Origin of the sequence: Clostridium sp. AF28-12 (genome assembly GCF_003435225.1) — a bacterium.
GTDB lineage: Bacteria > Bacillota > Clostridia > Lachnospirales > Lachnospiraceae > Pilosibacter > Pilosibacter fragilis.
The window spans coordinates 50,218-74,128 of record NZ_QWGJ01000002.1 but is presented as its reverse complement, the minus strand read 5'-3'; the positions used below and the strand labels follow the sequence as shown (position 1 = coordinate 74,128).

21 protein-coding genes are annotated in these 23,911 nt (G+C 51.0%); 2 read left to right on the top strand and 19 right to left on the bottom strand.

Going from position 1 to position 23,911, the window contains the following annotated elements; all coding sequences use genetic code 11:
- Window positions 1–88: 88 nt before the first annotated feature.
- The 8 genes from gctB to DWY93_RS02530 form a co-directional block, all read right to left on the bottom strand.
- Entirely contained in the window at window positions 89–898 is an 810-nt protein-coding gene (gctB, locus tag DWY93_RS02565; protein WP_021904092.1) for a glutaconate CoA-transferase subunit B, read from the bottom strand.
- A 21-nt stretch (window positions 899–919) separates the two neighbouring features.
- The gene (locus DWY93_RS02560) at window positions 920–2,020 is read right to left on the bottom strand and encodes a CoA-transferase (protein WP_345941818.1); all 1,101 of its coding nucleotides are present in this window, start codon (window positions 2,018–2,020) and stop codon (window positions 920–922) included.
- 143 nt (window positions 2,021–2,163) lie between these two features.
- On the bottom strand, window positions 2,164–3,306 hold the full coding sequence (locus DWY93_RS02555) for a sodium ion-translocating decarboxylase subunit beta (RefSeq protein ID WP_117469414.1): 1,143 nt from the start codon (window positions 3,304–3,306) through the stop codon (window positions 2,164–2,166).
- Between the two features lie 16 nt (window positions 3,307–3,322).
- A complete protein-coding gene (locus tag DWY93_RS02550; RefSeq protein ID WP_117469413.1) occupies window positions 3,323–3,757 on the bottom strand; it encodes an acetyl-CoA carboxylase biotin carboxyl carrier protein subunit in 435 nt (144 codons plus the stop codon).
- 49 nt (window positions 3,758–3,806) lie between these two features.
- Window positions 3,807–4,088 carry an OadG family protein gene (locus DWY93_RS02545; protein ID WP_015554205.1) on the bottom strand — a complete coding sequence of 94 codons (282 nt, stop codon included), beginning with the start codon at window positions 4,086–4,088 and terminating at the stop codon, window positions 3,807–3,809.
- Between the two features lie 457 nt (window positions 4,089–4,545).
- Window positions 4,546–5,346: a gluconate 5-dehydrogenase gene (locus DWY93_RS02540; RefSeq protein WP_015554204.1), complete on the bottom strand. Its 801-nt coding sequence runs from the start codon at window positions 5,344–5,346 to the stop codon at window positions 4,546–4,548.
- Window positions 5,347–5,401: 55 nt separating this feature from the next.
- Complete coding sequence (gene kduI, locus DWY93_RS02535; RefSeq protein ID WP_117469412.1) at window positions 5,402–6,244, bottom strand: 5-dehydro-4-deoxy-D-glucuronate isomerase; 843 nt, start codon at window positions 6,242–6,244, stop codon at window positions 5,402–5,404.
- 208 nt (window positions 6,245–6,452) lie between these two features.
- Complete coding sequence (locus DWY93_RS02530) at window positions 6,453–7,664, bottom strand: MFS transporter (protein ID WP_117469411.1); 1,212 nt, start codon at window positions 7,662–7,664, stop codon at window positions 6,453–6,455.
- 165 nt (window positions 7,665–7,829) lie between these two features.
- Here DWY93_RS02530 and DWY93_RS02525 point away from each other — a divergent pair, with 165 nt between their 5' ends.
- Together DWY93_RS02525 and DWY93_RS02520 are read left to right on the top strand one after the other, a co-directional pair.
- Window positions 7,830–8,765 carry a ketopantoate reductase family protein gene (locus tag DWY93_RS02525; protein WP_015554201.1) on the top strand — a complete coding sequence of 312 codons (936 nt, stop codon included), beginning with the start codon at window positions 7,830–7,832 and terminating at the stop codon, window positions 8,763–8,765.
- A gap of 205 nt (window positions 8,766–8,970) precedes the next feature.
- On the top strand, window positions 8,971–11,673 hold the full coding sequence (locus tag DWY93_RS02520) for a heavy metal translocating P-type ATPase (protein WP_117469410.1): 2,703 nt from the start codon (window positions 8,971–8,973) through the stop codon (window positions 11,671–11,673).
- Between the two features lie 196 nt (window positions 11,674–11,869).
- On the opposite strand, the gene DWY93_RS02515 is transcribed toward DWY93_RS02520, so the two are convergent.
- From DWY93_RS02515 to DWY93_RS02465, 11 genes are all read right to left on the bottom strand, one after another.
- Window positions 11,870–12,136, bottom strand: coding sequence for a hypothetical protein (locus DWY93_RS02515; protein WP_242990507.1), 267 nt, complete (start codon window positions 12,134–12,136; stop codon window positions 11,870–11,872).
- Window positions 12,137–12,286: 150 nt separating this feature from the next.
- The gene (locus DWY93_RS02510) at window positions 12,287–13,294 is read right to left on the bottom strand and encodes a beta-methylgalactoside transporter (RefSeq protein WP_117469409.1); all 1,008 of its coding nucleotides are present in this window, start codon (window positions 13,292–13,294) and stop codon (window positions 12,287–12,289) included.
- 19 nt (window positions 13,295–13,313) lie between these two features.
- Window positions 13,314–14,846: a sugar ABC transporter ATP-binding protein gene (locus DWY93_RS02505; protein WP_117469408.1), complete on the bottom strand. Its 1,533-nt coding sequence runs from the start codon at window positions 14,844–14,846 to the stop codon at window positions 13,314–13,316.
- Between the two features lie 109 nt (window positions 14,847–14,955).
- Complete coding sequence (locus DWY93_RS02500; protein ID WP_117469407.1) at window positions 14,956–16,083, bottom strand: galactose ABC transporter substrate-binding protein; 1,128 nt, start codon at window positions 16,081–16,083, stop codon at window positions 14,956–14,958.
- 235 nt (window positions 16,084–16,318) lie between these two features.
- Window positions 16,319–17,326: a galactose ABC transporter substrate-binding protein gene (locus DWY93_RS02495; RefSeq protein ID WP_015554195.1), complete on the bottom strand. Its 1,008-nt coding sequence runs from the start codon at window positions 17,324–17,326 to the stop codon at window positions 16,319–16,321.
- 12 nt (window positions 17,327–17,338) lie between these two features.
- On the bottom strand, window positions 17,339–18,310 hold the full coding sequence (locus tag DWY93_RS02490) for a substrate-binding domain-containing protein (protein WP_117471738.1): 972 nt from the start codon (window positions 18,308–18,310) through the stop codon (window positions 17,339–17,341).
- Window positions 18,300–20,099, bottom strand: a complete 1,800-nt coding sequence (locus DWY93_RS02485) for a sensor histidine kinase (protein ID WP_117471737.1) — start codon at window positions 20,097–20,099, stop codon at window positions 18,300–18,302. The genes DWY93_RS02490 and DWY93_RS02485 overlap by 11 nt, the downstream gene beginning before the upstream one ends.
- Before the next feature lie 20 nt (window positions 20,100–20,119).
- Window positions 20,120–21,760 (bottom strand): response regulator, encoded by a 1,641-nt coding sequence (locus DWY93_RS02480; protein WP_117471736.1) that lies wholly within the window; start codon window positions 21,758–21,760, stop codon window positions 20,120–20,122.
- A gap of 295 nt (window positions 21,761–22,055) precedes the next feature.
- The gene (locus DWY93_RS02475; protein WP_181968479.1) at window positions 22,056–22,451 is read right to left on the bottom strand and encodes a GGDEF domain-containing protein; all 396 of its coding nucleotides are present in this window, start codon (window positions 22,449–22,451) and stop codon (window positions 22,056–22,058) included.
- Between the two features lie 22 nt (window positions 22,452–22,473).
- Window positions 22,474–22,668: a hypothetical protein gene (locus DWY93_RS02470; RefSeq protein WP_117483249.1), complete on the bottom strand. Its 195-nt coding sequence runs from the start codon at window positions 22,666–22,668 to the stop codon at window positions 22,474–22,476.
- Window positions 22,669–23,025: 357 nt separating this feature from the next.
- Entirely contained in the window at window positions 23,026–23,904 is an 879-nt protein-coding gene (locus tag DWY93_RS02465; RefSeq protein ID WP_117469620.1) for an MBL fold metallo-hydrolase, read from the bottom strand.
- Between the last annotated feature and the right edge of the window lie 7 nt (window positions 23,905–23,911).

The following is a 23,911-nucleotide window of genomic DNA, read 5'->3' as shown; positions in this document are numbered from 1 at the left end:
TCCTCCTTATATACGCGATCGCTGCGGTCAGCGGATTTTGCCAGCCGCTGACCGCGGCATTTATGATTTTACTTTAAATCAGTTTCGATTACTTTGTTTCCTTCGGAACTTTGATGAATGCCTGACCTGGGTCGATCTCTTCACGAATTACGCGGATGATCTCCGGATCCGGACCTTCCATAAGCTGAGCTCTTGTGGTATCGATCTCGAAACCTGTGTTCTCCTGAACCATTTCCGGAGAGGAGAATGGATAGTAGTAAGCAAGGTACATTCTCTTGGTCTCTTCGTCGAACTTCATGATACCAAGATCTGTAACTACCATCTGCGGTCCACGGTTGCCCGGAAGACCTGCTCTCTCACGTCCGCCAGGGCCGTCCATCCAGCCACAGCTTGTGATGTAGTCAACATGCTCCATGAATCTTCTCTTCTGGTGCTGCATCATGATGATTGTGTTACAGAATGTAGCGATACCGTTAGCTCCGCCGGAACCTGTGAAACGTGTGGTCGGCTGAACATAGTCGCCTTTACCGAAGATACATGTGGAGTTTACGTTACCATACGGGTCGATCTGAGCGCCGCCGATGAAAGCGATCATACGGTCAGCGTCATGAAGCCACTCATTCGCCTCGAAGCCTACGAAACGAACGTTCGGCCACTGTACTGCACAGTGAGCCATGAAACGGTTATCACCTACGGAACGCGGTACCTCTACCGGTGAGCAGTCCATAAGTCCGCTCTCTACGATCGGGTGGCAGCTCGGGCAAACCACACGCTTCGCAAGGGAAGCACCGATTAACGGAAGACCAGTACCAACGATAACGATCTGGTTTTCTTTAATATTTTTTGCGATGGCATAAGCCTGCATTTCCTGCTTTGTATACTTTGTATAATCAGCCATTTTTGAATTTCCCTCCCTCAATTAGTGTCTGGTAGAATAGCCAAGATGCGGCTCATTCTTAAGGTTCATGAGGCGAGCGCCGCCAAGGACATTAAGAAGATCATCCTGATCCTTGCAGCCGTATACGTATTTCTGGAGGTAATCCTTGAAGGTCTCCGGAATCTTTGTGCCGTTAGCAGCATCCTCTGCAGCCTGTTTTGCAACTTCTGCAGCCTTTGCAAGCTTCTCGTCTTCCGGTTTCGCAGCAGCAGCCTTCTCAGCCTTTGCAGCAGCCTTTGCGAGCTGTGCCTTTGCATCTTCAGCGTCAAGGTACTTGGAAGCCTTATCGTACTCCTTAAGTCCCTTATCATCATCATCATAGTAGCCATAGCACTGTGCCGGCCATGCACCGTACGGAGTACGAACGACAGCGTCTACGCACTCGCCGAAGATTCTTGTCTTTGTCGGATCACGGCGGATATATTCATCACTTACGATCTCCTCGCAGGTAACGATCGTACGCTTTGCAGCGATTGCGATATCAACATCGTGGAACTCATCACCCTCGATGATACAGGTTCCATCCGGAGATGCCTGCTGTACATGGATGATCGCGCAGTCAAGCTTCGGAACCGGAACAGCAAGAAGCTTCTCGCCCGGCTCAAACGGGTTCTCGATATCTACGCACTTTAAGTTGTCAACGCCTTCCATTGTTTTTCTCTTCTCTTCGCTGATACCCCAGAATTTAACAAGACCGGAGCCCTGCATCATTCTTACCGGGAGGTACGGAAGACCAAGGGAAGCTGCGTGAAGCTGTAACATAAGAACGTCCTGGGAGTAGTCCTCATATGTAAGCTCACCTTTCTCGATTGCGGCACGGAAACGACGTGCAACGTTTGTATAACCAGAGTTTGCTGTGTAGCAGTTGATGTAAGCTCTTACACGACCCTCACCGATTAAGGAGTCCCAGTCTCCGCCTGCCGGACCGGACCAGCCTACAAAACCAGTTTTACCCTGACGAAGGATCTCGTAAACAGCAGCGTACGGTTTACGGTTTGTTGTAAATCCGCCGAGGCAGAGTACATCGTTATCATGTACATACTTCTCTACGGCATCGTGTAATGACATAACTTTATTAGCCACAATAAAGCCTCCTTTATTTATATTTGCAGTTAAAAGGCCTGCCTGTTCTCCTCAGACAGGCCTGAACTGCTTTTAATTCCTGTAAAAATATACCACGATACGGAATGAATTTCAACTTCTGGTTCCGTTTCGAAGGGGTTCGATCAGGCCTTGAACATCAGCATGAAGTAACCGGCTGCTACTGCAGAACCGATAACACCTGCCACGTTCGGACCCATAGCGTGCATCAGAAGGAAGTTGGTCGGATTTTCCTTAGCACCAACCGTCTGGGATACACGAGCTGCCATCGGAACGGCAGATACACCTGCAGAACCGATCAGTGGGTTGATCTTGCCGCCTGTGATCGCACACAGGACTTTACCAAGCAGGATACCTCCGACTGTCGCAAACGCGAAAGCAAGAAGACCCATTGCAATGATAGCCAGTGTCTGGACACGGAGGAAGATCTCTCCGTTTGCTGTAGCGCCTACGGTTGTGCCGAGCATGATCGTAACGATGTTGCAGAGTGCGTTCTGTGCGGTATCGGAAAGTCTTCCGGTAACACCGGACTCACGGAACAGGTTACCGAGCATCAGCATACCAAGAAGCGGTGCTACGGACGGAAGAAGCAGGGAGCAGAACAGAACAACGAATACCGGGAATACAACCTTCTCGACTTTGCTGACTTTTCTTAACTGCTTCATAACGATCTGACGCTCTTTCTTTGTTGTAAGAAGCTTCATGATCGGCGGCTGGATCAGCGGGATCAGAGCCATGTAGGAATACGCGGCTACGGCGATCGGAGCTACAAGATCCGGAGCCAGGTTATTTGCGATATAGATCGCGGTCGGGCCATCAGCACCGCCGATGATACCGATCGCTGCACACTCACCCGGTGTGAAAAGTCCGGTTGCATTTGCGAGTGTAAATGCAACATAGATACCGAACTGAGCGGCTGCACCGAGAAGAAGGCTGACCGGGTTCGCGATCAACGGACCGAAGTCTGTCATCGCGCCGACTGCCATGAAGATCAGGCACGGGAATAAGCTGGACTTAACGCCCATGTACATAATTCTTAACACACCGGACTGATACCAGTGATCTGCCTCATTCATAAGACCTGCAAGCGGAAGGTTCGCAAGGAACATACCGAATGCGATCGGGAGCAGAAGGAGCGGCTCAAACTGCTTCTTGATTGCAAGATATAATAAAACGAAGGATACAAGGAGCATTACGCACTGCTGCCAGGTGATTGCGGCGAAACCTGACTGGGCGAGCAGCTCCGCGAAAACTGAAAGTATATTCACGTGTGGCACCTCCTGCTTAGTTTAAGGTAACCAGAACTGCACCTGTCTCAACGGAATCGCCTGTGCTTACGTTGATGGATGCAACAGTTCCTGCTGCCGGAGCTACGATCTCTGTCTCCATCTTCATTGCTTCCATAACGATTACACACTGACCATAACCAACTGCGTCACCAACTTTAACTTTGATGTCAAGGATCTTACCTGGCATCGGAGCCTCTACTGTCTGTCCGCCTGCTGCTGCCGGAGCTGCTGCCGGTGCTGGAGCCGGTGCCGGTGCTGGAGCTGGTGCCGGTGCTGCTGCCGGTGCCGGAGCTGCCTTCGGTGCCGGTGCTGCTGCGAGGATCGGAGCCGGTGCGCTAGCCTGTGCGCCTCTGTCAAGCGGTCTGTACTCGTCTACTCTCTCGATCTCAACTTCATACTTTTTTCCGTTTAATGTTGCAACGTATTTCATGTTATTTACTACATCCTTTCCTTTTTCTGCGTTTTAGGTTTTTTGTTTTTTACAGTTCTTTGATACTTGTTACACGGAACTGCTCTCCAGACAATCTTGCTTCCTCACTGACTGCCGCGAGAAGCACTGCATAGGATTCCTCATCGATAGCCGGAGCCGGTGCTGCAACTGCCGCAGCTGCCTTTGGCGCACTCTCCTTAAATAATGTACCGATGACCTTAGAGATAATGATAACCGCGATTGCGAGCACTGCAAGTGCCGAGAATACGACTAACAGTCCAACAAGTGAAATGATGATCGAATCCGCAAAGGTCATACCGCCTGTCCACATATACTTACCGCACCTCCTTCGTTTCGTTTCACTTAAGAAACTTTTGTTGGTTAGTTATTTCGTATTGTGGAATGCATTCCACATTTTCCTCAGCGCATACGGGCACATCTCAAAAATGTACCCGTCTTGCGCCTGTTTCTATGCATTTTTCACAATATCGTAATTTGAGTATATCAGCTTTCTGCAAAAATGTCAACAAAGCCGCCCGAAAAAATTTATCAAATATACTAATTTCAGGTCACATAAAGACAAGCAGTACTTATGTCTTTATATGACGAAATGTTACAGTTCAGCCATTACATCTTCTTGTTTTCATATTCATGAAAACAAGAAGCTTGGTGGTTCCACCATATGCTGATTTGGATGAAAAAGTGCTTATGCAAGCAAGCTTGCAACACACTTCCTCATTCAAACCAGCGCATGGCTGAACTGTAACGACAAAATCTTTTTTCTGCCTTTACGGCTGTTTTCCGATATAAGCGAGGATACCTCCGTCCACATAGAGGATGTGTCCATTTACAAAGTCAGAAGCCTCGGACGCGAGGAACACCGCCGGTCCCTTGAGGTCTTCCACGGTGCCCCATCTTGCTGCCGGTGTCTTCGCGATGATAAACTGATCGAACGGATGGCGGGAACCGTCAGCCTGACGCTCTCTTAACGGAGCTGTCTGGGATGTGGCGATGTAGCCCGGTCCGATGCCGTTGCACTGGATGTTGTACTCGCCGTACTCGGAGGCGATGTTCTTTGTGAGCATCTTCAAACCGCCCTTTGCCGCTGCGTATGCGGATACGGTCTCTCTTCCGAGTTCAGACATCATGGAGCAGATGTTGATGATCTTTCCGGCTTTCTTTTTCATCATGCCCGGAAGGACAGCTTTTGCCATGATGAACGGAGCATTCAGGTCAACATCGACAACCTTGCGGAACTCATCCGCGCTCATCTCATGCATCGGAATTCTTTTGATCATTCCCGCATTGTTTACAAGAATATCGACCGTTCCGATCTTCTCCTCGATATCCGCGATCATTTTCTTTACCGCTTCCTCGTCCGTAACATCGCAGACATAACCGTGAGCATCGATCCCTTTCTCTTTGTATGCGGCAAGTCCGCGCTCTAAGGATGCCTCGCTGCTGCAGTTAAATACAACCGTTGCGCCGGCTTCCGCATAACTCTCCGCGATGGCAAAGCCGATTCCGTGGGCGCCTCCTGTCACGAGAGCGATCTTTCCTTCCAGGGAAAACATGTTCTTCTTGTCCATTTTGATCCTTACCTTTCCTGTTTTATATCAGTTTTTTATCAGTCTCTGCGATATCTTACTTTAGGTCCGTCGGAGCGATGTTGTCCATATCGTCGAACTCCTGATTCTCTCCTCCCATAGCCCAGATAAAGGTGTAGTTGGAGGTTCCCGCTCCGCAGTGGATGCTCCAGGACGGGCTGATCACAGCTTCCTCGTTTTTCATGACGATATGTCTCGTCTCCGTCGGCTCACCCATAAAGTGCATGACTACCTGATTCTCCGGAACTTCAAAGTACATGTAGATCTCCATACGGCGCTCGTGGGTGTGGCACGGCATGCTGTTCCAGACACTGCCCGGCTCCAGCGCTGTCATTCCCATGGAAAGCTGGCATGTTTTCAGCACATCCGGATGAATGAACTGGTTGATGACTCTCTTATTGGAAGTATTGGCATCACCCAGCGGGCGCTTTGCGGCATCCTTCAAGGTGATCAGCTTTGTCTCGTAGGACGTGTGGGCCGGCGCACTCACCATGTAAAATTTTGCCGGAGTCTCCTCACTGTCACTGGAAAAGATCACTGCCTTTGTGCCTTTTGTGATGTACAGGCAGTCTTTATAGCCAAGGCGGTACTCCATTCCGTCCGCTGTGATGGATCCGGCACCTCCGATATTGAAGATTCCGATCTCGCGGCGCTCAAGGAAATAGTGGGTACCGAAATTTTTCCAGCAGTCGATCCCCTTTTCAATGGAGACATGTTCTTTCACCGGCATACATCCCAATGTCACCATGCGGTCCACGTGGGAGTATACGGATACCACCTCATCCGGATGGTAGAGATCCTGAATCAGGAACTCATCCCGAAGTTCTTCGGTTGTGTAGCGTTTTACGTCTCTTTGATTTGCGGAATAACGAATATCCATATGTTTTTACCCCTTATTTATATTCAGGACGGTTTTTATGCCATCCCGGTTGACTTTTTTATCTCAGTCGAGAAGACTCCCACCTCTTTTAGGTGGTGAGTAATAGTAAATTTGTCTCAGCGGGAGTCAGGTCTCTGACTGAGATAAATGCTCCGCGAGGATGCACAGTGATATGTCAGCTTTACTGACCAGAATCAAGCGCCAGGTCTCACGGACGTTCGACTTGAATTTTCTGATTAGTGGCATATCTCAGAGCCCCGGCTCCAAAAAGTGCCAGCAGGAATGCGTCCAGCACTAAAAACAGGATCGCCGCCTGGAATCCAAGCTTATCCGCAAGGACTCCAATGACCTGCGGGGTAAGGATCCCGCCGAGGGAACCGATCCCTGTAAACACTGACATTCCAAGTGGGGAATTTCCCATGAGATCGCCGGTAAAGGCCGTAGTTGTCGGAAACGCCCCCGCCATTCCAAGTCCTAAAAGGATCAGGGCCGCCACTGCCATTGTGGTATGATCCGCGAAGACAAGGATCAATACCGAGACAAACTGGAGTGCGGAGATCACTGCCAGAATCTTTGCCGGCGGCACGCTCTTTGAGATGGACGCAATGACGATCCTTCCGATCATGATCATGATCCAGGTCACGGATACCATCACAGTCGCAAGACTTGTGGACATAAAGCCGGTACTTTTTAAATAAGTAACAAACCATCCGTTTACGGAGTTTTCAAGGCCCATATAGAAGAACAATGCCCCAACCGCCAGAAGGAATCCCGTGTTCTTTAAAAACCAGAATTTTTCTTTTGTCATCGACGATCCGCCGTTCTCCTCTCCCGCCTTCTTCTCCACCTCTTTTTCGATCTTTCTGTAATCCATTGTGGCGTAGGAAAGAACGATGAGAACCGTGAGGACTGCAAGGAGGCGAAGGATCGTCTTCCAGTTCATACCCGCTCCCATGAGGAGCATCGTAACGAATGGGGACAGGAAAGCCCCCACCGCATACCACATATGAAGCAGATTCAGATATTGATTGGAACTTCCCGTCACCTGACGGATCGCATGATTGTTGATGATCGTGATCATGCCCTTCGTGATTCCGATCAGGAAGATCATCACATAAAGCACCGGGACCGGAAGTCCCAATGTAAACAGGAAGAGGCACACCGGATAGGGGACCGCCAGTACGACTACCGCCGTCTTCTGGGACATCATCCCGCAGAATACCGGATAGACCAGGCTTGAACATAAATTTCCGATTGCCAGAAAGGAAAGCAGTCCGCCGGCCGCGGTAAAGCTTAAATTTCTCTCCTCGATCAAGTTTGGCAGAATGACACCGAAGATCAGGATGACCATTCCGCTGATAAAATAGGTCAGATAACAGTGGTCGATCACCGACCGTTTATCTTCTTTTGTGATTTCCATCCAGTATTCTCTCCCCCACACATATTTGTTAATTTTTCTCCATACTTTTCCATCATATCATCTTTTATCCCTAAAGACAAGGTTGTTTTCGTTGACACCCCAACGGTCTTACTATACAATAGAAGGAACGCAGCTTGTTTTACTTTTAAGGAGGAAAAGGGAGTTATGAAGGACATAAAGAAGGTGACGTTGATCGGTCTCGGTGCGATGGGGGTATTTTTCGCACCGCGTATCTCAGAAAAGCTGGGGGCTGATTTCCGGATCCTTGCAGACGGCGCAAGAAAAGAGCGTCTGGAGCGAAAAGGGGTAACAGTCAATACGATCAATTACCGTTTTCCGATCATCACACCTGATGTCGAGGGGGATCCGGCAGATCTCGTTATCATTGCGGTAAAGGGATATGACCTGGAGCAGGCGATCAGGGATATTAAAAATCAGGTTGGCAAAGATACGATCATCCTCTCCGTATTAAATGGTGTGGAGAGCGAAAAACAGATCGCCGCCGTCTACGGCAGCGAACATCTGCTGTACTCCTATATGCGGATCAGCATTGTCATGAAGGACGGAAAGACGGAGTTCGATCCGCATAAGGGTCTGATCCACTTCGGCGATCTTAAGAATGATCCGGAACACTATTCCGGGAATGTTCTCGCTGTGAAGAGTCTTTTTGATCTCTGTGGGATCGACTACAAGATCGATGCAGATATGTTAAAAGGAATCTGGTTCAAGTTCATGTGCAACGTTGCCGAGAATATGACATGCGCCATGTTCGGCGTTCCCTTCGGAGCATTCCAGAAGAACGATGACGCCAATTTCTTCCGCCACAAGGCCATGTGGGAAGTGATCCGCATTGCAAATAAGCTGGGCATTGATATCGGCCAGAATGAGATCGACCGTCAGGAGCACACGCTCGGACGTCTTCCTTATGAAAATAAGCCGTCAACGCTTCAGGATCTTGAGGTCGGAAAACGCACGGAAGTCGATATGTTCGCCGGAACGGTTGTCCGCCTCGGAAAAGAGCTTGGCGTTGAGACTCCGGTCTGCGAGTGTTTCCTTCACGGAATCCATCTGATCGAGGCGCGGATGTTTAAAGAAATCTAATATCTATATGTACATAGCCAAAGCTGCCTGCGGCATATCGCCAGGCAGCTTTTTTCTGCTCTCCCACCTTATTTTCTTAATTCTTTTCCTAATATCAAAAAACAGTCTTGCATTTCCCATAGAGCTGTACTATATTTAACATATGAACGATGGTTCATATGTTAATATGATAATTAAAAATTATAATTCTGAGGAGGTCTACTCTATGGAGGAATTAGAAAAATCCAAGCAGAAGTCAGCAGACCACGAGGACGAAGAGGTTTGCTGCTGCGGACACCATCACCATCACGATGAGCATGATGACGGGCACGAAGAGCACTGCGGCTGTGGACACCATCACCATCATGAGGACGATGATGATGACGGGCATGAAGATCACTGCGACTGCGGACACCATCACCGTCATGAGGAGCATGATGACGAGCATGAAGAACACTGCGGCTGTGGGCACCATCACCATCATAAGGACGATGATGATGACGAGCACTGCGGCTGTGAACATCACCATCATCACGACGATGACGATGGCTGCTGCTCCGAACACGATCATCATCATGAGCACGCCGAACACCACCACGGTCCGGCACCGAAATCCACCTGTGTGGTCTACGTGATGAAAAACATCGACTGCGCGAACTGCTCCGCAAAGATCGAGAAAAAGATCCAGGAGCTCCCGGAAGTCGATGACTGTATTTTGACTTTCGCGACGAGACAGCTCCGGGTCTACTCTTCCGTGGGAACAAAGCTGCTCCCGAAGATGCAGGAGATTGCTGATCAGATCGAGCCCGGCACCGTCATTGAGGTCCGCCCAAAGAATCCGAAAGCGATCTGCACCGTCTATGTAATGAAAAACATCGACTGCGCAAACTGCTCCGCAAAGATCGAGAAAAAGATCCAGGAGCTCCCGGAAGTCGATGACTGTATTTTGACTTTCGCGACGAGACAGCTCCGGGTCTACTCTTCCGTGGGAACAAAGCTGCTCCCGAAGATGCAGGAGATTGCAGACAAGATCGAACCAGGCACCATCATCGAGGTCCGCGAGGAAGGAAAACCGGCAGATGCAAACAGTGACGACAAGCATGCCCACGATCTTCCGGAGCTGATCGCCGGAGGCTTGCTCTTCATCGTCGGAGAGCTTCTCTCCCACTCCATGCCGCAGATCTCCGCCATATGCTTTGTGATCGCCTACCTGATCCTTGGACGGGAAGTTCTCTTAACAGCCCTGAAAAACATGAAGACCGGCCACGTGATGGACGAAAACTTTTTGATGAGCATCGCGACCATCGGCGCTTTCTGTGTCGGCCAGTTTGGGGAGGCGGTCGGCGTTATGCTCTTCTACCGGGTCGGTGAAGCATTCGAACACCGCGCGGTTGAAAAGAGCCGCAGTCAGATCATGGAAGCCGTTGATCTTCGTCCGGAGACCGTTCTTCTTGACGAAAACGGTACTGTCCGCGAGGTTCCGGCCGGTTCCGCTGTTGTCGGCAATATCGTAGAGATCCGTCCCGGTGACCGCATTCCGCTTGACGGCGTTGTCGTAGAGGGCGAGAGCCGGATCGATACGTCACCGATCACAGGTGAACCTGTCCCGGTATCGGTAAAGGTCGGAAGCCAGCTGACATCCGGCTGTGTCAATACTTCCGGTCTCTTAAAGATGAGAGTCGAAAAGGAACTTTCCGAGTCCATGGTCACAAGGATTCTCGATTCCGTGGAGAACGCCGCAGCCAGCAAGCCGCAGGCCGAGCGCTTCATCACGAAATTTGCACGGATTTACACCCCGTTCGTCGTTGCCCTGGCGGCCGCGACAGCGATCATCCCGTCTCTGATCACGGGAAACTGGTCCCACTGGATCTACACAGCTCTTACCTTCCTCGTAATCAGCTGCCCGTGTGCCCTTGTTTTAAGCGTTCCGCTGGCATTCTTCTCCGGGATCGGCGCAGGTTCCAAGAAAGGAATCCTCTTTAAAGGTGGAATCGCACTTGAAAACCTGAAAGCTGTAAAAACGGTTGTCATGGATAAGACAGGAACCATCACAAAAGGAAACTTCGTGGTTCAGACGATCCTTCCGGCAGGCACAGCTTCCGAGCAGGAAATCCTCCAGATCGCGGCGGCATGCGAGACCGCATCTACTCATCCGATCGGAGTCAGCATTGTCTCCGCTGCAAAGGATCAGAATCTTGTGATCGAAAAGCCCGCCGAGATCGAGGAAATCTCCGGCAAAGGCATCCATGCAAGGCTCTCCCAGGGCGAAGTGCTCTGCGGAAACAGAAAGCTTCTCACCGAGTTCAACGTGGACTGCGGCGCTTACGATGAGAACGGTGCTGTCACCACCGTCTATATATCGGTAAACGGAAAGCTTGCAGGAACGATCCAGATCGCCGATACGATCAAGCCGGAGGCAAAGGATGCCATCAGGTCCTTAAAATCCATGGGGATCCGCTCCGCTATGCTCACAGGCGACGGCGAGGCAGCCGCTGAGGCGGTAGCCGCCGAGGTCGGAATCGACAATGTATACGCAAAGCTTCTCCCGGCTGATAAGCTCGAGATCTTGCAGAAGCTCCGCGCGGAGAACGGAAGCGCAATGTTCGTCGGTGACGGAATCAACGACGCACCGGTGCTTGCAGGCGCTGATGTGGGCGCAGCTATGGGAAGCGGCGCTGACGCAGCCATCGAGGCCGCCGACGTCGTCTTCATGACATCAAGCATGGATGCCATTCCGGAAGCCATCAAGATCGCGAGAAGCACAGGCGCGATCTCCAACCAGAATGTGGTATTCGCCCTTGCGGTAAAAGCTCTTGTCATGATCTTAGGTCTCATGGGAATCGCCTCCATGTGGCTCGCGGTATTCGCCGACACCGGTGTCGCGATCCTCTGCGTGCTGAATTCCATCAGAATTCTTTATAAGAAATAAGACTCCTGCTGTAATTTTCCTCTTTAGGGAATCAGCAGACAAGACAAAGAAAAGCCCTGGAGAACCTTTCTCATATCGTTCTCCAGAGCTTTTTTGTTATCCACTTCGATAGTTTCAGTTTCTGGCATCAGGATCTTTTCCTGTCGTTGAACATTTAGGCTGCGGCGGGCATAATCTCTGTCAGCGCTTCACTCTCTTACTTCAGCATCCCCATCACCACAACAGCCACAAACAATACGCACATGCACCCGATAAAGATATCAATCGTCCGCACCGACACATTGATCTTATCGTACATCCGCTCTTTTATGGATCTATTCTTCAGGCGCTCATTTTCCTCCTGCAGCCGTTTATTCTCCTCAGCGAGTTCTTCTAAAGTCTTCTCACCAAAGGCCTCCACAGCCTTTTCTGCGGCTTCAGTCACTGTTCCGATTCCGCTGACCTTCTCAATCTCTTCTTCCATTCCTTCACCTCCACTCTCCCGGTGTAGGTTTTATCAAACCGCTCCAGCTTTCTTTCCATGAGGCAGGCTGCTAAAACCCACAGTGCACAAAAACGGGCGTTGGAACTCGTCCTCCGCCCGTTTTTTAACTGTACCGAAACAGTCAGTCTATTACTTCTTTGCAATGTACTTTCTGATATCGAGAGCGATCGCAACTACGATAACGATACCCTGTGCGATGTACTGGTAGTTTGTATCAACACCAAGGTACTGTAAGCAGGTCTTTAAGATCTCGAATACAAGAACACCGATAAGAACACCAGAGATACGTCCGATACCACCGTTTACGGATACACCGCCGATGGTGCAGGCTGCGATCGCCTCAAGCTCCCAGCCCTGACCCATGTTGACGGAGGAACCACCGGATTTTGCGCCTACAAGGAAACCGCCCAGTGCGTAGAGCGCTGCTGCTGTCATGTAGATGATGATCTTTGTCTTCTTTGTGTTTACACCGGAAACCTCTGCGGACTGCTCGTTGCCGCCGATCGCATACATATACTTTCCATGAGGAGTCATGTTATAGATGAACCACATAACAAGACCAACCGCAAGGGCGATCAGGAACAGGAACGGGATCGCGCCAAAGAGTTTTCCTTTTGCTACTGCTGTGTATGCGTTATGATAACCACCGATCGGAGTCGCGTTTGTGTAAACAAGGCAGACACCGTAAACGATCAGCTGCATACCAAGTGTTCCGATGAAGGCCGGAACCTGTAAGTAAGAAATTACGATGCCATTGATGAAACCAAAGATACAGCAAATTGCCACACAGATCAGAAGAACCGCGAGAACCCATAAGCCCCAGGCATTTCCGAAATCCGGAAGGTTCTGGAAGAACTTGCCGCTGTAATCCGGCTTCTGAAGTAAGGTACCTGCTAAGCAGGCAGAAAGACCAACCATACGTCCTGCGGAAAGGTCTGTACCTTTTGTAATTAAACATCCGGATACACCGCAGGCGATGATGAATCGCGGAGCTACGTTTAATGCGATGTTGATTAAGTTGCCGCGTGAAAAGAATGTAGGCTGCTTGATCGCAGTAAATACTGCAAGTAATAAAAGAACGACGATGATTCCATTATTGATAAGGAAATCTTTTGCACTTACTTTTTTCGCTGTCATGACTGAACCTCCCTGTAATCTACTTGTTTTCCTTGCCGCTTAAAGTGAATTTTGTGGCAAAGGACATGATCTTCTCCTGAGTTGCGTCTTCTCCTTCCACCTCACCGGTGATGTGACCGTTGCACATTACGATGATTCGGTTGGACATACCGATCAACTCCGGCATTTCCGACGAGATCATAATGATGGATTTGCCCTGTTTTACGAGATCGATCATGATCTGATAAATCTCGTATTTGGCTCCGACGTCGATACCACGGGTCGGCTCATCCATGATCAGGATATCAGGATTGTTTGCAAGCCATCTTGCGATAATTACTTTCTGCTGGTTGCCACCGGAGAGAGACTGGATCAGCGTCTTTCCGCTCGGTGTCTTGATCTTTAATTTCGCAATGCTGTCCTTTACGACCGCATCGACTTCTTTTTTGTTGATCTTACCCATATGGGTGTAATTCTTGTAGGAAGCGATCGCAGTATTGTCATCGATGCTCAGGCATCCGAAGATACCGTTTCCGCGTCGATCCTCTGTGATCATTCCGACGGAGCTGTTGATCGCATCCTGCGGTCTCTTGATGTGAGTCTCTTTTCCGAGGATCTCCACGGTACCGCTCTCAATGTGGCGCATTCCAAAGATCGCTTCCATAAGCTCGGTTCTCTGCGCTCCTACCAGTCCGCCAAAGCCCAGGATCTCACCTTTCTTTAATTCAAAAGAGCAGTCCTTGAAGGAATTCGGCAGAATACTTGTCAGGTGGCTGACCTTTAAGACCGTCTCATCCGTCCGGTAATCATCCTTCGGCGGATAGACGTTATTTAATTCACGTCCAACCATCTGTTTTACGATCTCCTCATCGGAGATATCCTCGATCGCCCAGGTTCCAACGTATGTACCGTCGCGCATGATCGTGATATCGTCGGAGATCTGGCGGATCTCAGCCATCTTGTGGCTGATATATATCATAGAAACACCTCTGGATTTCAAGTCTCTGATGATCCGGAATAATGCTTCTACCTCGTTATCAGTCAGTGAGGAGGTCGGCTCATCCAGAATTACAAGGTTTGCACTCTGGCTGACCGCTTTTGCGATCTCTACTGACTGCATCTGTCCGATTGATAATGTGCCGAGTTTTGCTTTCGGGTCAAAATCCATCTTGACATCCCGAAGCCATTTCTCAGCTTCTTTGTTCATCGTCGCATGATCAACGACCTTGACCGGTCCGTAGTTTTTCATCGGATACCGTCCAAGATACATATTCTCAGCGATGGAGCGCTCCGGAATTGGCTGAAGCTCCTGATGAACCATGGCAAGTCCTTTTTTCAGCGCGTCATCCGGGTTTGCGATCTCCGTCTTGACGCCGTCGATATAGACCTCGCCTTCATCCATTTTATAGATTCCGAAAAGACATTTCATCAGTGTCGATTTTCCGGCACCGTTCTCTCCCATCAGTGCGTGGACCGTTCCGGGGCGAACCCGTAAGTTAACTCCGTCAAGCGCTTTTACGCCCGGGAAAGTTTTTTTGACTCCTCTCATTTCGAGTCTGTACTGTTCTGCCATCCCAAAACTCCTTTCAGTTACACTCCCCCGCATTTCCGGGTGGCATATTTTAATCAACGAACCGGATGTGTTAGACAACACACCCGGTTCTCATTTGTTACAGTATCAATTACTTTAACATATCAAGGATTTCCTGAGCGTTATCCTGAGTAACCTTCTCGTAGTTAACCATGTTGACTGCGTCAACTTTCTCACCGCTTAAGAACTTAACAGCGATATCGCTTGCTGCCTGAGCCTGTGCGAAGTGGTTGTTGAATACAGTACCTGTCTGCTTGCCGTCGATTACGTTCTGAACAGCCTCTGTCAGAGCGTCAACGCCTACAAGGTAGATATCCTCGTTAACTTTACGTCCTGCTGCTTCGATTGCCTGTAATGCACCAAGTGCCATTGCATCGTTGTTGCAGAAGATTACTTCGATCTTGTCACCGTACTGGTTTAAAGCGTCCTGTGCGATCTGCTGAGCCCTAGCCTGATCCCAGTCACCACGCTGTTTTAAGAGCTCCTCAACTTCCATTCCTGCGTCTGTAAGAGCCTTAACAGAGAACTCTGTTCTGTACTGAGCATCTACGTTCTCCGGGTCACCCTGGATCATGATGTAGGAAACTTTGCCGTCGCCGTTGATATCGCCCTTGTTTGCAGTCTCAAGGATCTCTTCGCCCTGGTATGTACCGGACTGTCTTGCGTCACAGCCTACGTATGTAGCGTTAAGACCTTCAGATTCCCATCTCTCTTCTTCTGCTGCGTCCGGCTCACGGTTGATGTAAACAACCGGGATACCAGCTTCTTTACACATATCTGTGATCTCCGGTGCGGAAGAAGCCTGTACAAGGTTTAAGATCAGAACGTCATATTTCTGAGTGATGAAGTTCTGGATCTGGTTTGTCTGCTCTGCCTGATCGCCCTTACCATCCTGAACGACTACGTTCTCAGCCTTGAATCCAAGGTCTTCTGTTAAGTAGCGAACTAACTCTGTTCTGTAAAGAGTCATGAAGTTATCATCGAACTTGTAGATGCTGATGCCGACTTTCTTGTCTGCTACATCTGTGGTTGCTGCTGCGGCTGCAGCTGTTGTTGCAGCTTCTTTTGCTGCCTCGGTAGCTGCTGCTGTTGTCTCTTTTGCTGCCTCAGTAGCTGCTGCTGTTGTTGCTGTTGTGGAAGAGCTTCCTCCGCATCCTGCTAAAGACAGGGCCATCATGGAAGCCAGTGCCATTGCTGTTACTTTCTTTGTCATTCTCATGTTTTGAATCCTCCCATTCAAAAAATAATTTTGACCGTTTAGGCATTTTTCCTTAACGATGAATTCATTATAGCCTGCCTTTGTGCATTTTTCCATACTATTTTTTATGATAAATTATTAAAATTCTTTGATTCCTGTAAAAAAACCACAATTTTTTGTCATATCATGGCAGAAATCAGCTTAAATATAACAGTACAGGCATGTGCCGCCTCACACATGCCTGTAAAAAATGATGTCAGTTAGCGATGATATGCTGGGGACACCAGAAATATTTTTCCTGGGTCACCTCTTTTCCCATTGCGAGCTCCTCTGCCGTATCGAAGATCCTCTTCGCGTAGATATCCTTGCTGGACTCAACCGTCCCGAAGAGCTTTCCCTCGCGGAACGCCTCCTGACCGGCCGGTGTCCCGTCGATCCCGACAAGCTTGATCGTCCCGGCAACGATCCCTGCCCGCTCGATGGCATCGATCGCACCGATTGCCATGTCATCATTGTTGCAAAGCACAAGCTCGATTTTGTTCCCATAATCCGAAAGCCACTGTTCCATGAGGGCCGAGGCCTGGTTTCTCTCCCAGTTCGCGATCCCGCCTGTGATCTTCTCGATCGGAACGCCGCCATCCTTCAGGGTCTCGATGGACCACTCCGTGCGGATCAGGGAATCCTGGTGGTTCGTCTCCCCCTCAAGGAGGACATACGAAACAACCCCGTCCCCGTTCCGGTCAAGGGTGGACGGATTCTTCCGGTAGGCGTCCACGAGGATCTGCCCCTCCAGAACCGCGGACTCCTTTGCGTCCGCTCCCACATAGTACAGTTTCTCCCAGCGGTTCATGTCCTCCGCGACCGGCTCCCGGTTGAAAAAGACAATGGGAATATCCGACTCCATGGCCTGATCGATCACGCCGGACGCGGCGGAACGGTCCACCATATTGACGCAGAGCACGTCGCAGCCAAGATCGATCATACGCTCCGCCTGGCTGTTCTGCGTGAGCTGATTTCTCTTCGCGTCCCGGACATCCAGCGTCACGCGGACCCCGGTCTCTTTTTCATATTCCTTCGCCGCCTGCTCCATGGAATTCCGGAGAGTGCCGATGAACGTGTCATCCCCGCGGTATAACAGGACACCGATCCGCAGGGACGTCTTTTTTTCCTCATGCCCTCCGGTCTTTTTCGCGTACAGCCAGGCGCTTCCCCCGAGAAGCGCCGTCGCCGCAATGGCAAGGATCAGAACATTTCCCTTTTTCATACCTGCCTCCCCCTATTCCATCGGATATAGCATCTTTTCGAAGATCCCACTCCTTAAGATCTCCCCGTCGATATACTCCGGTGTCAATGTGATCCGTTTTTCCTTCCACTCTCCCCCAGCTGCCTGAACCGCCTTTTCAACACTTAAATACCCCTCGTCGAACCGGTTCCATGCCATCAGACCCTTGACGATCCCCCGGTCGAGCTGGTTTAAGAGCGCCGTCGTACTCCCGATCCCGTAAAGAGCCGTCACATGTTCCCGGTACACACTGCTGCCCTCCAGGATATCCGCAAGTTCGGATAAGGCACCAACATCCATGCCGACCGCCATAAAATCACCGCTCTCCGGATATACCGTTTCCTCGATAGCCTTGCGGTATGTGTCCTCTGACTTTTTCTCGATCAGACGTACGGTAAAACCGGCGGGGTCCAGCACAGAGCGGATCCCGTCATACGCGTCAAGGTTCCCCGTGTACTCCATTCCCTCGGAGAACAGGCATACCGGCACAGCCGGATCCTCGCTCTCCGCAATCTTCTCCCCAAGCGTCCGTCCCATCTCGTAGCGGTCCACAGAGATGGAGCACGCCACCGAGCTGTTGATCGCCGTGGGACCAAGAAAGATCACCGGGCAGCCTGGCGAGATCTCATCGAGCTTCATGACCGCGAGATCCTCGCGGACCGGTGCAAGGATGATCGCATTCGCTCCGTCCTTTATTTCACGGACGATCAGTTCTTCCTGCTGTTCCTCATCGTTTTCCGCGTACAGCGTGATGAAATTGACATCCGCCTGATACTTCTTCTCCGCCATATCCATGCCCGCGCGGAAGCTCCCATAATAGTTGTCATTCACGTTGTCTATGATGACGGAGATCCGGCAGATCTCCCTCTTTTTTTCCTTGATGATCAGATCCGTGGACGACAGCAGATAGAGCATCACAAGGAGAAGGACGCCGGCACACCAGCTGATTTTTTCTCTATTTGACATGGATCTTTTCCCCCTCTGCAGTCTCAGCGTAAGACACCGCCCGCATGTGGATCGTCACGACCGTCCCCTCATCGAGCTCGGATTCGATGGACAGACCGTATTCCTGTCCAAAATACAGCCGGATCCGCTCATTGACGTTCCGCACCCCAATCCCGGAGCCACTTCCGGACTTCACATGCGGCTTATCCATGAACATGCCTTCCACCTGTTCCTTCGTCATCCCGAGTCCGTTGTCGGAGACCTTCATATAAAGATCATCCCCGTCCCGGTACACCCGGATGTGGATCTCCCCATCGCCGTCCATAAACTCCATTCCGTGATAGATCGCATTCTCCACGAGCGGCTGAAGGATCAGCTTCACGCTCGCGAGTTCCATGACATCCTCATCCGCCTCAATCTCATAAGTAAAACGATTCTTAAACCGCATGTGCTGGATCATCAGATAGTTTCTCACATGTTCCAGCTCATCCCGAACGGGAATAATGCTCTTCCCACGGCTTAAGCTGATCCGGAAAAATCTGGCGAGCGCCGTCACGACCTTCACCGCGTCCGCCTGTTTCTCATTCTCGATCATCCAGACGATGATATCGAGGGTGTTGTAAAGGAAATGCGGGTTGATCTGCGACTGTAAAACATCAAATTCATTTTTCCGTTTGGATTCATGCTCCGCCACGATGTCATCCATCAGATGCCGGATCTGGGTCGTCATGTTCCGGATGGAGGTGCCGAGGTGACGGATCTCATAGGAACCGCCCACATAGACTTCCGTTTCCAGATTGCCCGCCTCAATCCCGTTCACAGAACGCTCCAGTTTTTCGATCGGCGTCGTAATCCTCGTAGAAATGTAAGCATTGATGACCGCGAGGATGAATACGACAAAGGCAACAATAAACACGATCAGGATCCTTGTCTTCAACGCGTTTAAGGATGCGCCGCCGAGTGCCGCCGCCCCGACGATCTTCCAGCCGGTATAGCCGACCGTCTTGACCGTCACGGCACGCCCCTTTCCTTTATATTCCTCCCGATGGATCCCGTCCCTGTATTCCGCTGCCGCCTCAAGGTTCTCATCCTCGAGCCCTGAGTAGATCAGCTGGGACTGCGGATGGTAGATCAGCTCCCCGTCCGCGCCGAGAAGATAGACATAGCCGCCGTTTCCCAGGGTAATCCCGTCAAACAGCTGTTCCAGGCTGTCATAGCGGATGTCGATGAGGAGAACGCCCTGCTCCGTGGACGAGCCCTCCGTGATCTCCACCGCGCGCGCCGCCGAGATCACCCAACGGTACTGGTTCTCCCCCGCGTCGAACACCCGCTGGACATGCGGGACTGAGAAGTGAAGATTCTCCGTCTTTTTCAGCGCCGCCTCAAACCACGGTTCCGCTGCCGGATCTGCCCCCGTCCTGAGTCTCGTGGCGGGAACGGCCTCCAAAAGCTCTCCGTCTCTGGAAAACAGGGCGATATTCTCGACATTATCCTTGTTGTTGTCGTAGAGAAGCGTCATCTCTTTGTTGACACTCTCATTCCTCAGATCCGTGTTTTTTACGATCCCGTAGTATGTGGTGTCCGAAAGCTTCATGATTCCGCGGAGCCACACATCCACAGACCGGTTCAGCTGGTCGATCAGGATCTGGTTCTCCTCCTGCATCGTATCCGACATCTGCTTTGACATCCGGCTGTACAGGGACAGTCCGATAAAGATGCTCGCCGCCAGGGCTGTCACCGTAAAGTAGACGAAGATCATATAGCGGATGCTGGTCCGTTTGAAAAAGCTGCCCTCATTTTCCGGTTTCATACCCCTCTCCCCCGCCGGCCCTACGACCGGCTTCCTCTGAATTTCGTCGGTGAAACGCCGAATTTTTTCTTAAATACGTAGCTGAAATAATTCTGTTCCTGGTAGCCGACCTTTGCCGCGATCACATAGGTCTTGTCATCCGTCTTATTCAACAGCTCCACAGCCTTATTGAGACGCACATCCGTCAGGTAACCGATATAGGTCTGCCCCGTCGCTTTTTTGAACATCGTCGAAAAATAGGCGGGACTCATGTGCAGCGTCCGGCAGACCTGCTCCACAGACAAGTCCGGATCCTGGTAATTCTCCATGATATACCGCTTCGCGCGCTCCATGCTCTGGCGCGTCGTATTGTCACGCTCCTGGTCCATCGCCCCGTTGATCCTGAGTGCCGCCTCAAGAAGCCATTTTGAGAACTTCTCCCGGTTCATCACCTGCCGGATCATCATAAACGGGTCCGTCCCCATCCCGGTATCCCCAAAAAGCACTCCCATCTCCAGGTCGTACTGCTGGATGAGCTGGACCAGACAGTTCGCGGTGCTGAACATGTAGGTCTGGTACTGCCGCGCATGGACCTTCGCGTCAGACATCCTTCCGATGATCCCGGATACCACGGACCTTATCTTCTCCTCCGGACCGAATTTTACCGCCTGGATGAGGGCAGACTCGTCCTCCGCGGTAAACTGGAGCTTTCCGGTGTTCACCGGCTCCACATCGTTGATGTAGATCGTACTGCCGCTCCCGACAATTGCGCAGTAGCCCAAGGCATCGAGCGCTGACCGGAAGGACTCACAGATCAGACCGAGCTCCGTCCGGCTGTGCCCGATCCCGATCGTTACCGGGATCATCAAGATCTTCCGGATCTCCTTGCAGATATCGCTTAAGATGTCGATCATGCTGGTCTGGGAGTTGTTCTCATCGATCGCCACGATCCCGGCGATCTCCGCGTCAGCCGCCCCGGAGAACGAGAACAGGGAGAATCTGCAGTACGGTTTCAGGTTCTCCTCAAGGATCTGCATCACAGAGATCGGGATCAGCTCCCGCTCCTCGTGGAGCGGAAGGATCAGCTCCCCTGACACTTCGGAAATTTCCGCTTTCACCGCAATGGAGATCCACTTTTTCGCTCCCGCAAGTGGGATATCGTACTGTTCCAGGCGGTCATTGACCGTTTTCCCGTCCATCTGGTGGCTCACAAGATCCTTTAGGAACTGCTCGCGCAGGATCGGCAGGCTGCGTCTGTAGTTTTCCCGCAGAAGGCTCACATCGCGCTTCTGCTCGATCTCCTCGTCGAGGCTCTCCTGGATCCTCCTCAGGATCGCCGTCAGCTCCTCCACATTCACGGGCTTTAAAATATACTCCGTCACATTCAGCTTGATCGCGCGCTTCGCATAATCGAAATCATCATATCCGGAAAAAATGACGATCTTCATCGATGGATACCTCTGGCGGATCTTCTCCGCAAGCGTCAGCCCGTCCATGTATGGCATCCGGATATCCGTGAGGACCACGTCCGGCTCTAAGGCTTCGATCTTCTCCAACGCGTCCTCCCCATTCTCCGCGTCCCCGACAACGGTAAATCCAACCGCCTGCCAGTCGATCTTGCGGATAATGCTCTTACGCACTTCCTCCTCGTCATCCACAAGGATAATTCTGTATAAGTCCATTTCCTGCTCCTATCTTTTAAAAGATCTGTTCCAGATGCTTCCGGATGACCGCCTCATCGGTCAGTTTTGCGATATGACCGTTCATGCCCGCCTTGATCGCTCCTTTTCGGAAACCGCCGTTTCCCCATTCTGACAGCCTGCCAGACCCGGAGTGCAGAGAAGGAGCATAACGGCTCCAAAGATTACAGAGCGCCTGCCCCCTCCTGTCCTTTTCTTTCTATTCAACGCAACAAGGTCCTGCATGTATTCCATCCTTTTCATCCGCCCCGGTCACCTTGCCTGTTTCCGTGCTTTTTTATTCGCATACATATTCGCGTCCGCGCGCGCTTTTGTGTCGGAAATGCTCTCCTGCTCCTCGATCAGGGCACTGCCGTATGAGGCACCTGGGAGCATATGCAGCGATTTTTTCTGTGATCCAGTAAAATTTCTCCCTGCAGTATTTTTCCTTCTCCGGTTTCCTGAACAGGACGCAGAACTCATCTCCGCCGATCCGGTAACAGTTTCCATAGCGGGAATACGCCTTTTTCAGACATTCCGCGATCACCTTCAGGCACTGGTCCCCCGCCTGATGACCGTATGTATCGTTGATGTACTTAAAATTGTCGAGGTCGAGGACGATCAGCATCTTATCCTCCGGCTGGAGGTTCAGTGTCCGGTTCAGATAGCTCTTCTGGCTTAAGAGTCCCGTCAATCCATCCAGCTGGTTTCACATTTCATTGCAGTAGAGGTAATAGAGCACTGAGATCAGGGTACTTTGCCATGATATTGACCGGGCGGAGTCTTACCGGAGTCCCATCCACGATCACGGTAACCAGCTCAAGGACTGAGATCACGCCGATCAGGATGAAGGTCAGCAGAAAAGTCCTTCTCTGTCTCGGAAACAGCGCTTCACTGAAATTGACGATCATACACATGAACCCAAGGACAAAACAATTGATAACCGTCAAAGAAAAAAATAGAGATCCGGCATATCAGGTTCCTCTCTTTCAGATACTAAACGGGCACGCCGCCTTCCGGCGACAACGCTGTTACGTATAATTATACTGTGGAAGCATATAATCGTCAAGCCAGCCCTCCGGTAGGTTTGCGCGCCCTTTCCCGTCCCGGTCCAGCCTGAACTGTGGTTTGGCCTGTCCTCTTCGTTTTTTATTAAATATCATTATACTGCTTACTACTGTTTCTGGCAATGCTGCGGTCAGGTGTTTTTAAGACATTGGGCTGTAACGAAAAAGAGTGCGCATCTTTGGCACGTCAGTGCCTGTTTTCTAAAAGACATCCAGGTCCATTCCATTCACCACAGGACCTTCGTAACCGGCATTCCGTATCTCCTCAAGGATCGCCTCGTTTCTTCTCGCCATCTCGGCTCCCACATCCACCGTGTTGTCCTGGATCTCCATGTGATAGATCCGGTGGTATGTGACGAGAAGCTTTGGTCCTGCCTTCTTCGCGATCTCTGCAAGATCCACACTCAGGGTGTGAACCTCCCGATGGTATTTCTGCCACTTCGGTTCCCTCGCGGCAAGACCTGCCGTGTATTCTACTTCATGGAGAAGAATATCACAGCCCTTTGCCTTTTCCGCAACGATCTCAAGCGGCGCGGTATCCCCACTGATCACGATCACCCGGTCCGGCGTCGTAAATTTGAAGCCATAGCTCTCAAGCGTCCCATGGCTCACCGGGAAGGCTTCGACCGTCACACGGTCATCCCGGTAGATAACTCCGGAATTTATTTCCTGTGTTTCCACCCGGTATCCCACTTCATTTGCCTTTTCAAAACCGTTGATCCGGAAATCAATATCCACCTTGTAGGCCTTTAGCAAATGCTCTGTCATATCCCGGATCCCTTTCGGTCCAAATACCCGGAGTGGTTCTTTCCGCTCCAGGACCCATGGGGTAAAGATCAGGTCCGGGTATCCTACCGTGTGATCCGTGTGCAGGTGTGTGCAGAACGCGGTCACCAGCCTGTCCGGGCGAAGCGCGTCGATCCCGTTCCGGTATGCCTTCGCTGCCTGGCGGACGACCCCCGGACCGAAATCAACGAGGTACGCCCGGTCGCCAACAACGACCGCAGAGGACGGACCGCTGGCATCCGGGCACGCGTTCGGCGTTCCGGTACCGAGAAGTACAAGTTTTGTCTCCATCATGATTTTC

Coding starts and splice junctions, on each gene's coding strand:
- gctB (WP_021904092.1), bottom strand. CDS start 898: ATGGCTGATTATACAAAGTATACAAAGCAGGAAATGCAGGCTTATGCC.
- DWY93_RS02550 (WP_117469413.1), bottom strand. CDS start 3,757: ATGAAATACGTTGCAACATTAAACGGAAAAAAGTATGAAGTTGAGATC.
- DWY93_RS02545 (WP_015554205.1), bottom strand. CDS start 4,088: ATGTGGACAGGCGGTATGACCTTTGCGGATTCGATCATCATTTCACTT.
- DWY93_RS02540 (WP_015554204.1), bottom strand. CDS start 5,346: ATGGACAAGAAGAACATGTTTTCCCTGGAAGGAAAGATCGCTCTCGTG.
- kduI (WP_117469412.1), bottom strand. CDS start 6,244: ATGGATATTCGTTATTCCGCAAATCAAAGAGACGTAAAACGCTACACA.
- DWY93_RS02530 (WP_117469411.1), bottom strand. CDS start 7,664: ATGGAAATCACAAAAGAAGATAAACGGTCGGTGATCGACCACTGTTAT.
- DWY93_RS02525 (WP_015554201.1), top strand. CDS start 7,830: ATGAAGGACATAAAGAAGGTGACGTTGATCGGTCTCGGTGCGATGGGG.
- DWY93_RS02520 (WP_117469410.1), top strand. CDS start 8,971: ATGGAGGAATTAGAAAAATCCAAGCAGAAGTCAGCAGACCACGAGGAC.
- DWY93_RS02515 (WP_242990507.1), bottom strand. CDS start 12,136: ATGGAAGAAGAGATTGAGAAGGTCAGCGGAATCGGAACAGTGACTGAA.
- DWY93_RS02510 (WP_117469409.1), bottom strand. CDS start 13,294: ATGACAGCGAAAAAAGTAAGTGCAAAAGATTTCCTTATCAATAATGGA.
- DWY93_RS02505 (WP_117469408.1), bottom strand. CDS start 14,846: ATGGCAGAACAGTACAGACTCGAAATGAGAGGAGTCAAAAAAACTTTC.
- DWY93_RS02500 (WP_117469407.1), bottom strand. CDS start 16,083: ATGAGAATGACAAAGAAAGTAACAGCAATGGCACTGGCTTCCATGATG.
- DWY93_RS02495 (WP_015554195.1), bottom strand. CDS start 17,326: ATGAAAAAGGGAAATGTTCTGATCCTTGCCATTGCGGCGACGGCGCTT.
- DWY93_RS02490 (WP_117471738.1), bottom strand. CDS start 18,310: ATGTCAAATAGAGAAAAAATCAGCTGGTGTGCCGGCGTCCTTCTCCTT.
- DWY93_RS02485 (WP_117471737.1), bottom strand. CDS start 20,099: ATGAAACCGGAAAATGAGGGCAGCTTTTTCAAACGGACCAGCATCCGC.
- DWY93_RS02480 (WP_117471736.1), bottom strand. CDS start 21,760: ATGGACTTATACAGAATTATCCTTGTGGATGACGAGGAGGAAGTGCGT.
- DWY93_RS02470 (WP_117483249.1), bottom strand. CDS start 22,668: ATGATCGTCAATTTCAGTGAAGCGCTGTTTCCGAGACAGAGAAGGACT.
- DWY93_RS02465 (WP_117469620.1), bottom strand. CDS start 23,904: ATGATGGAGACAAAACTTGTACTTCTCGGTACCGGAACGCCGAACGCG.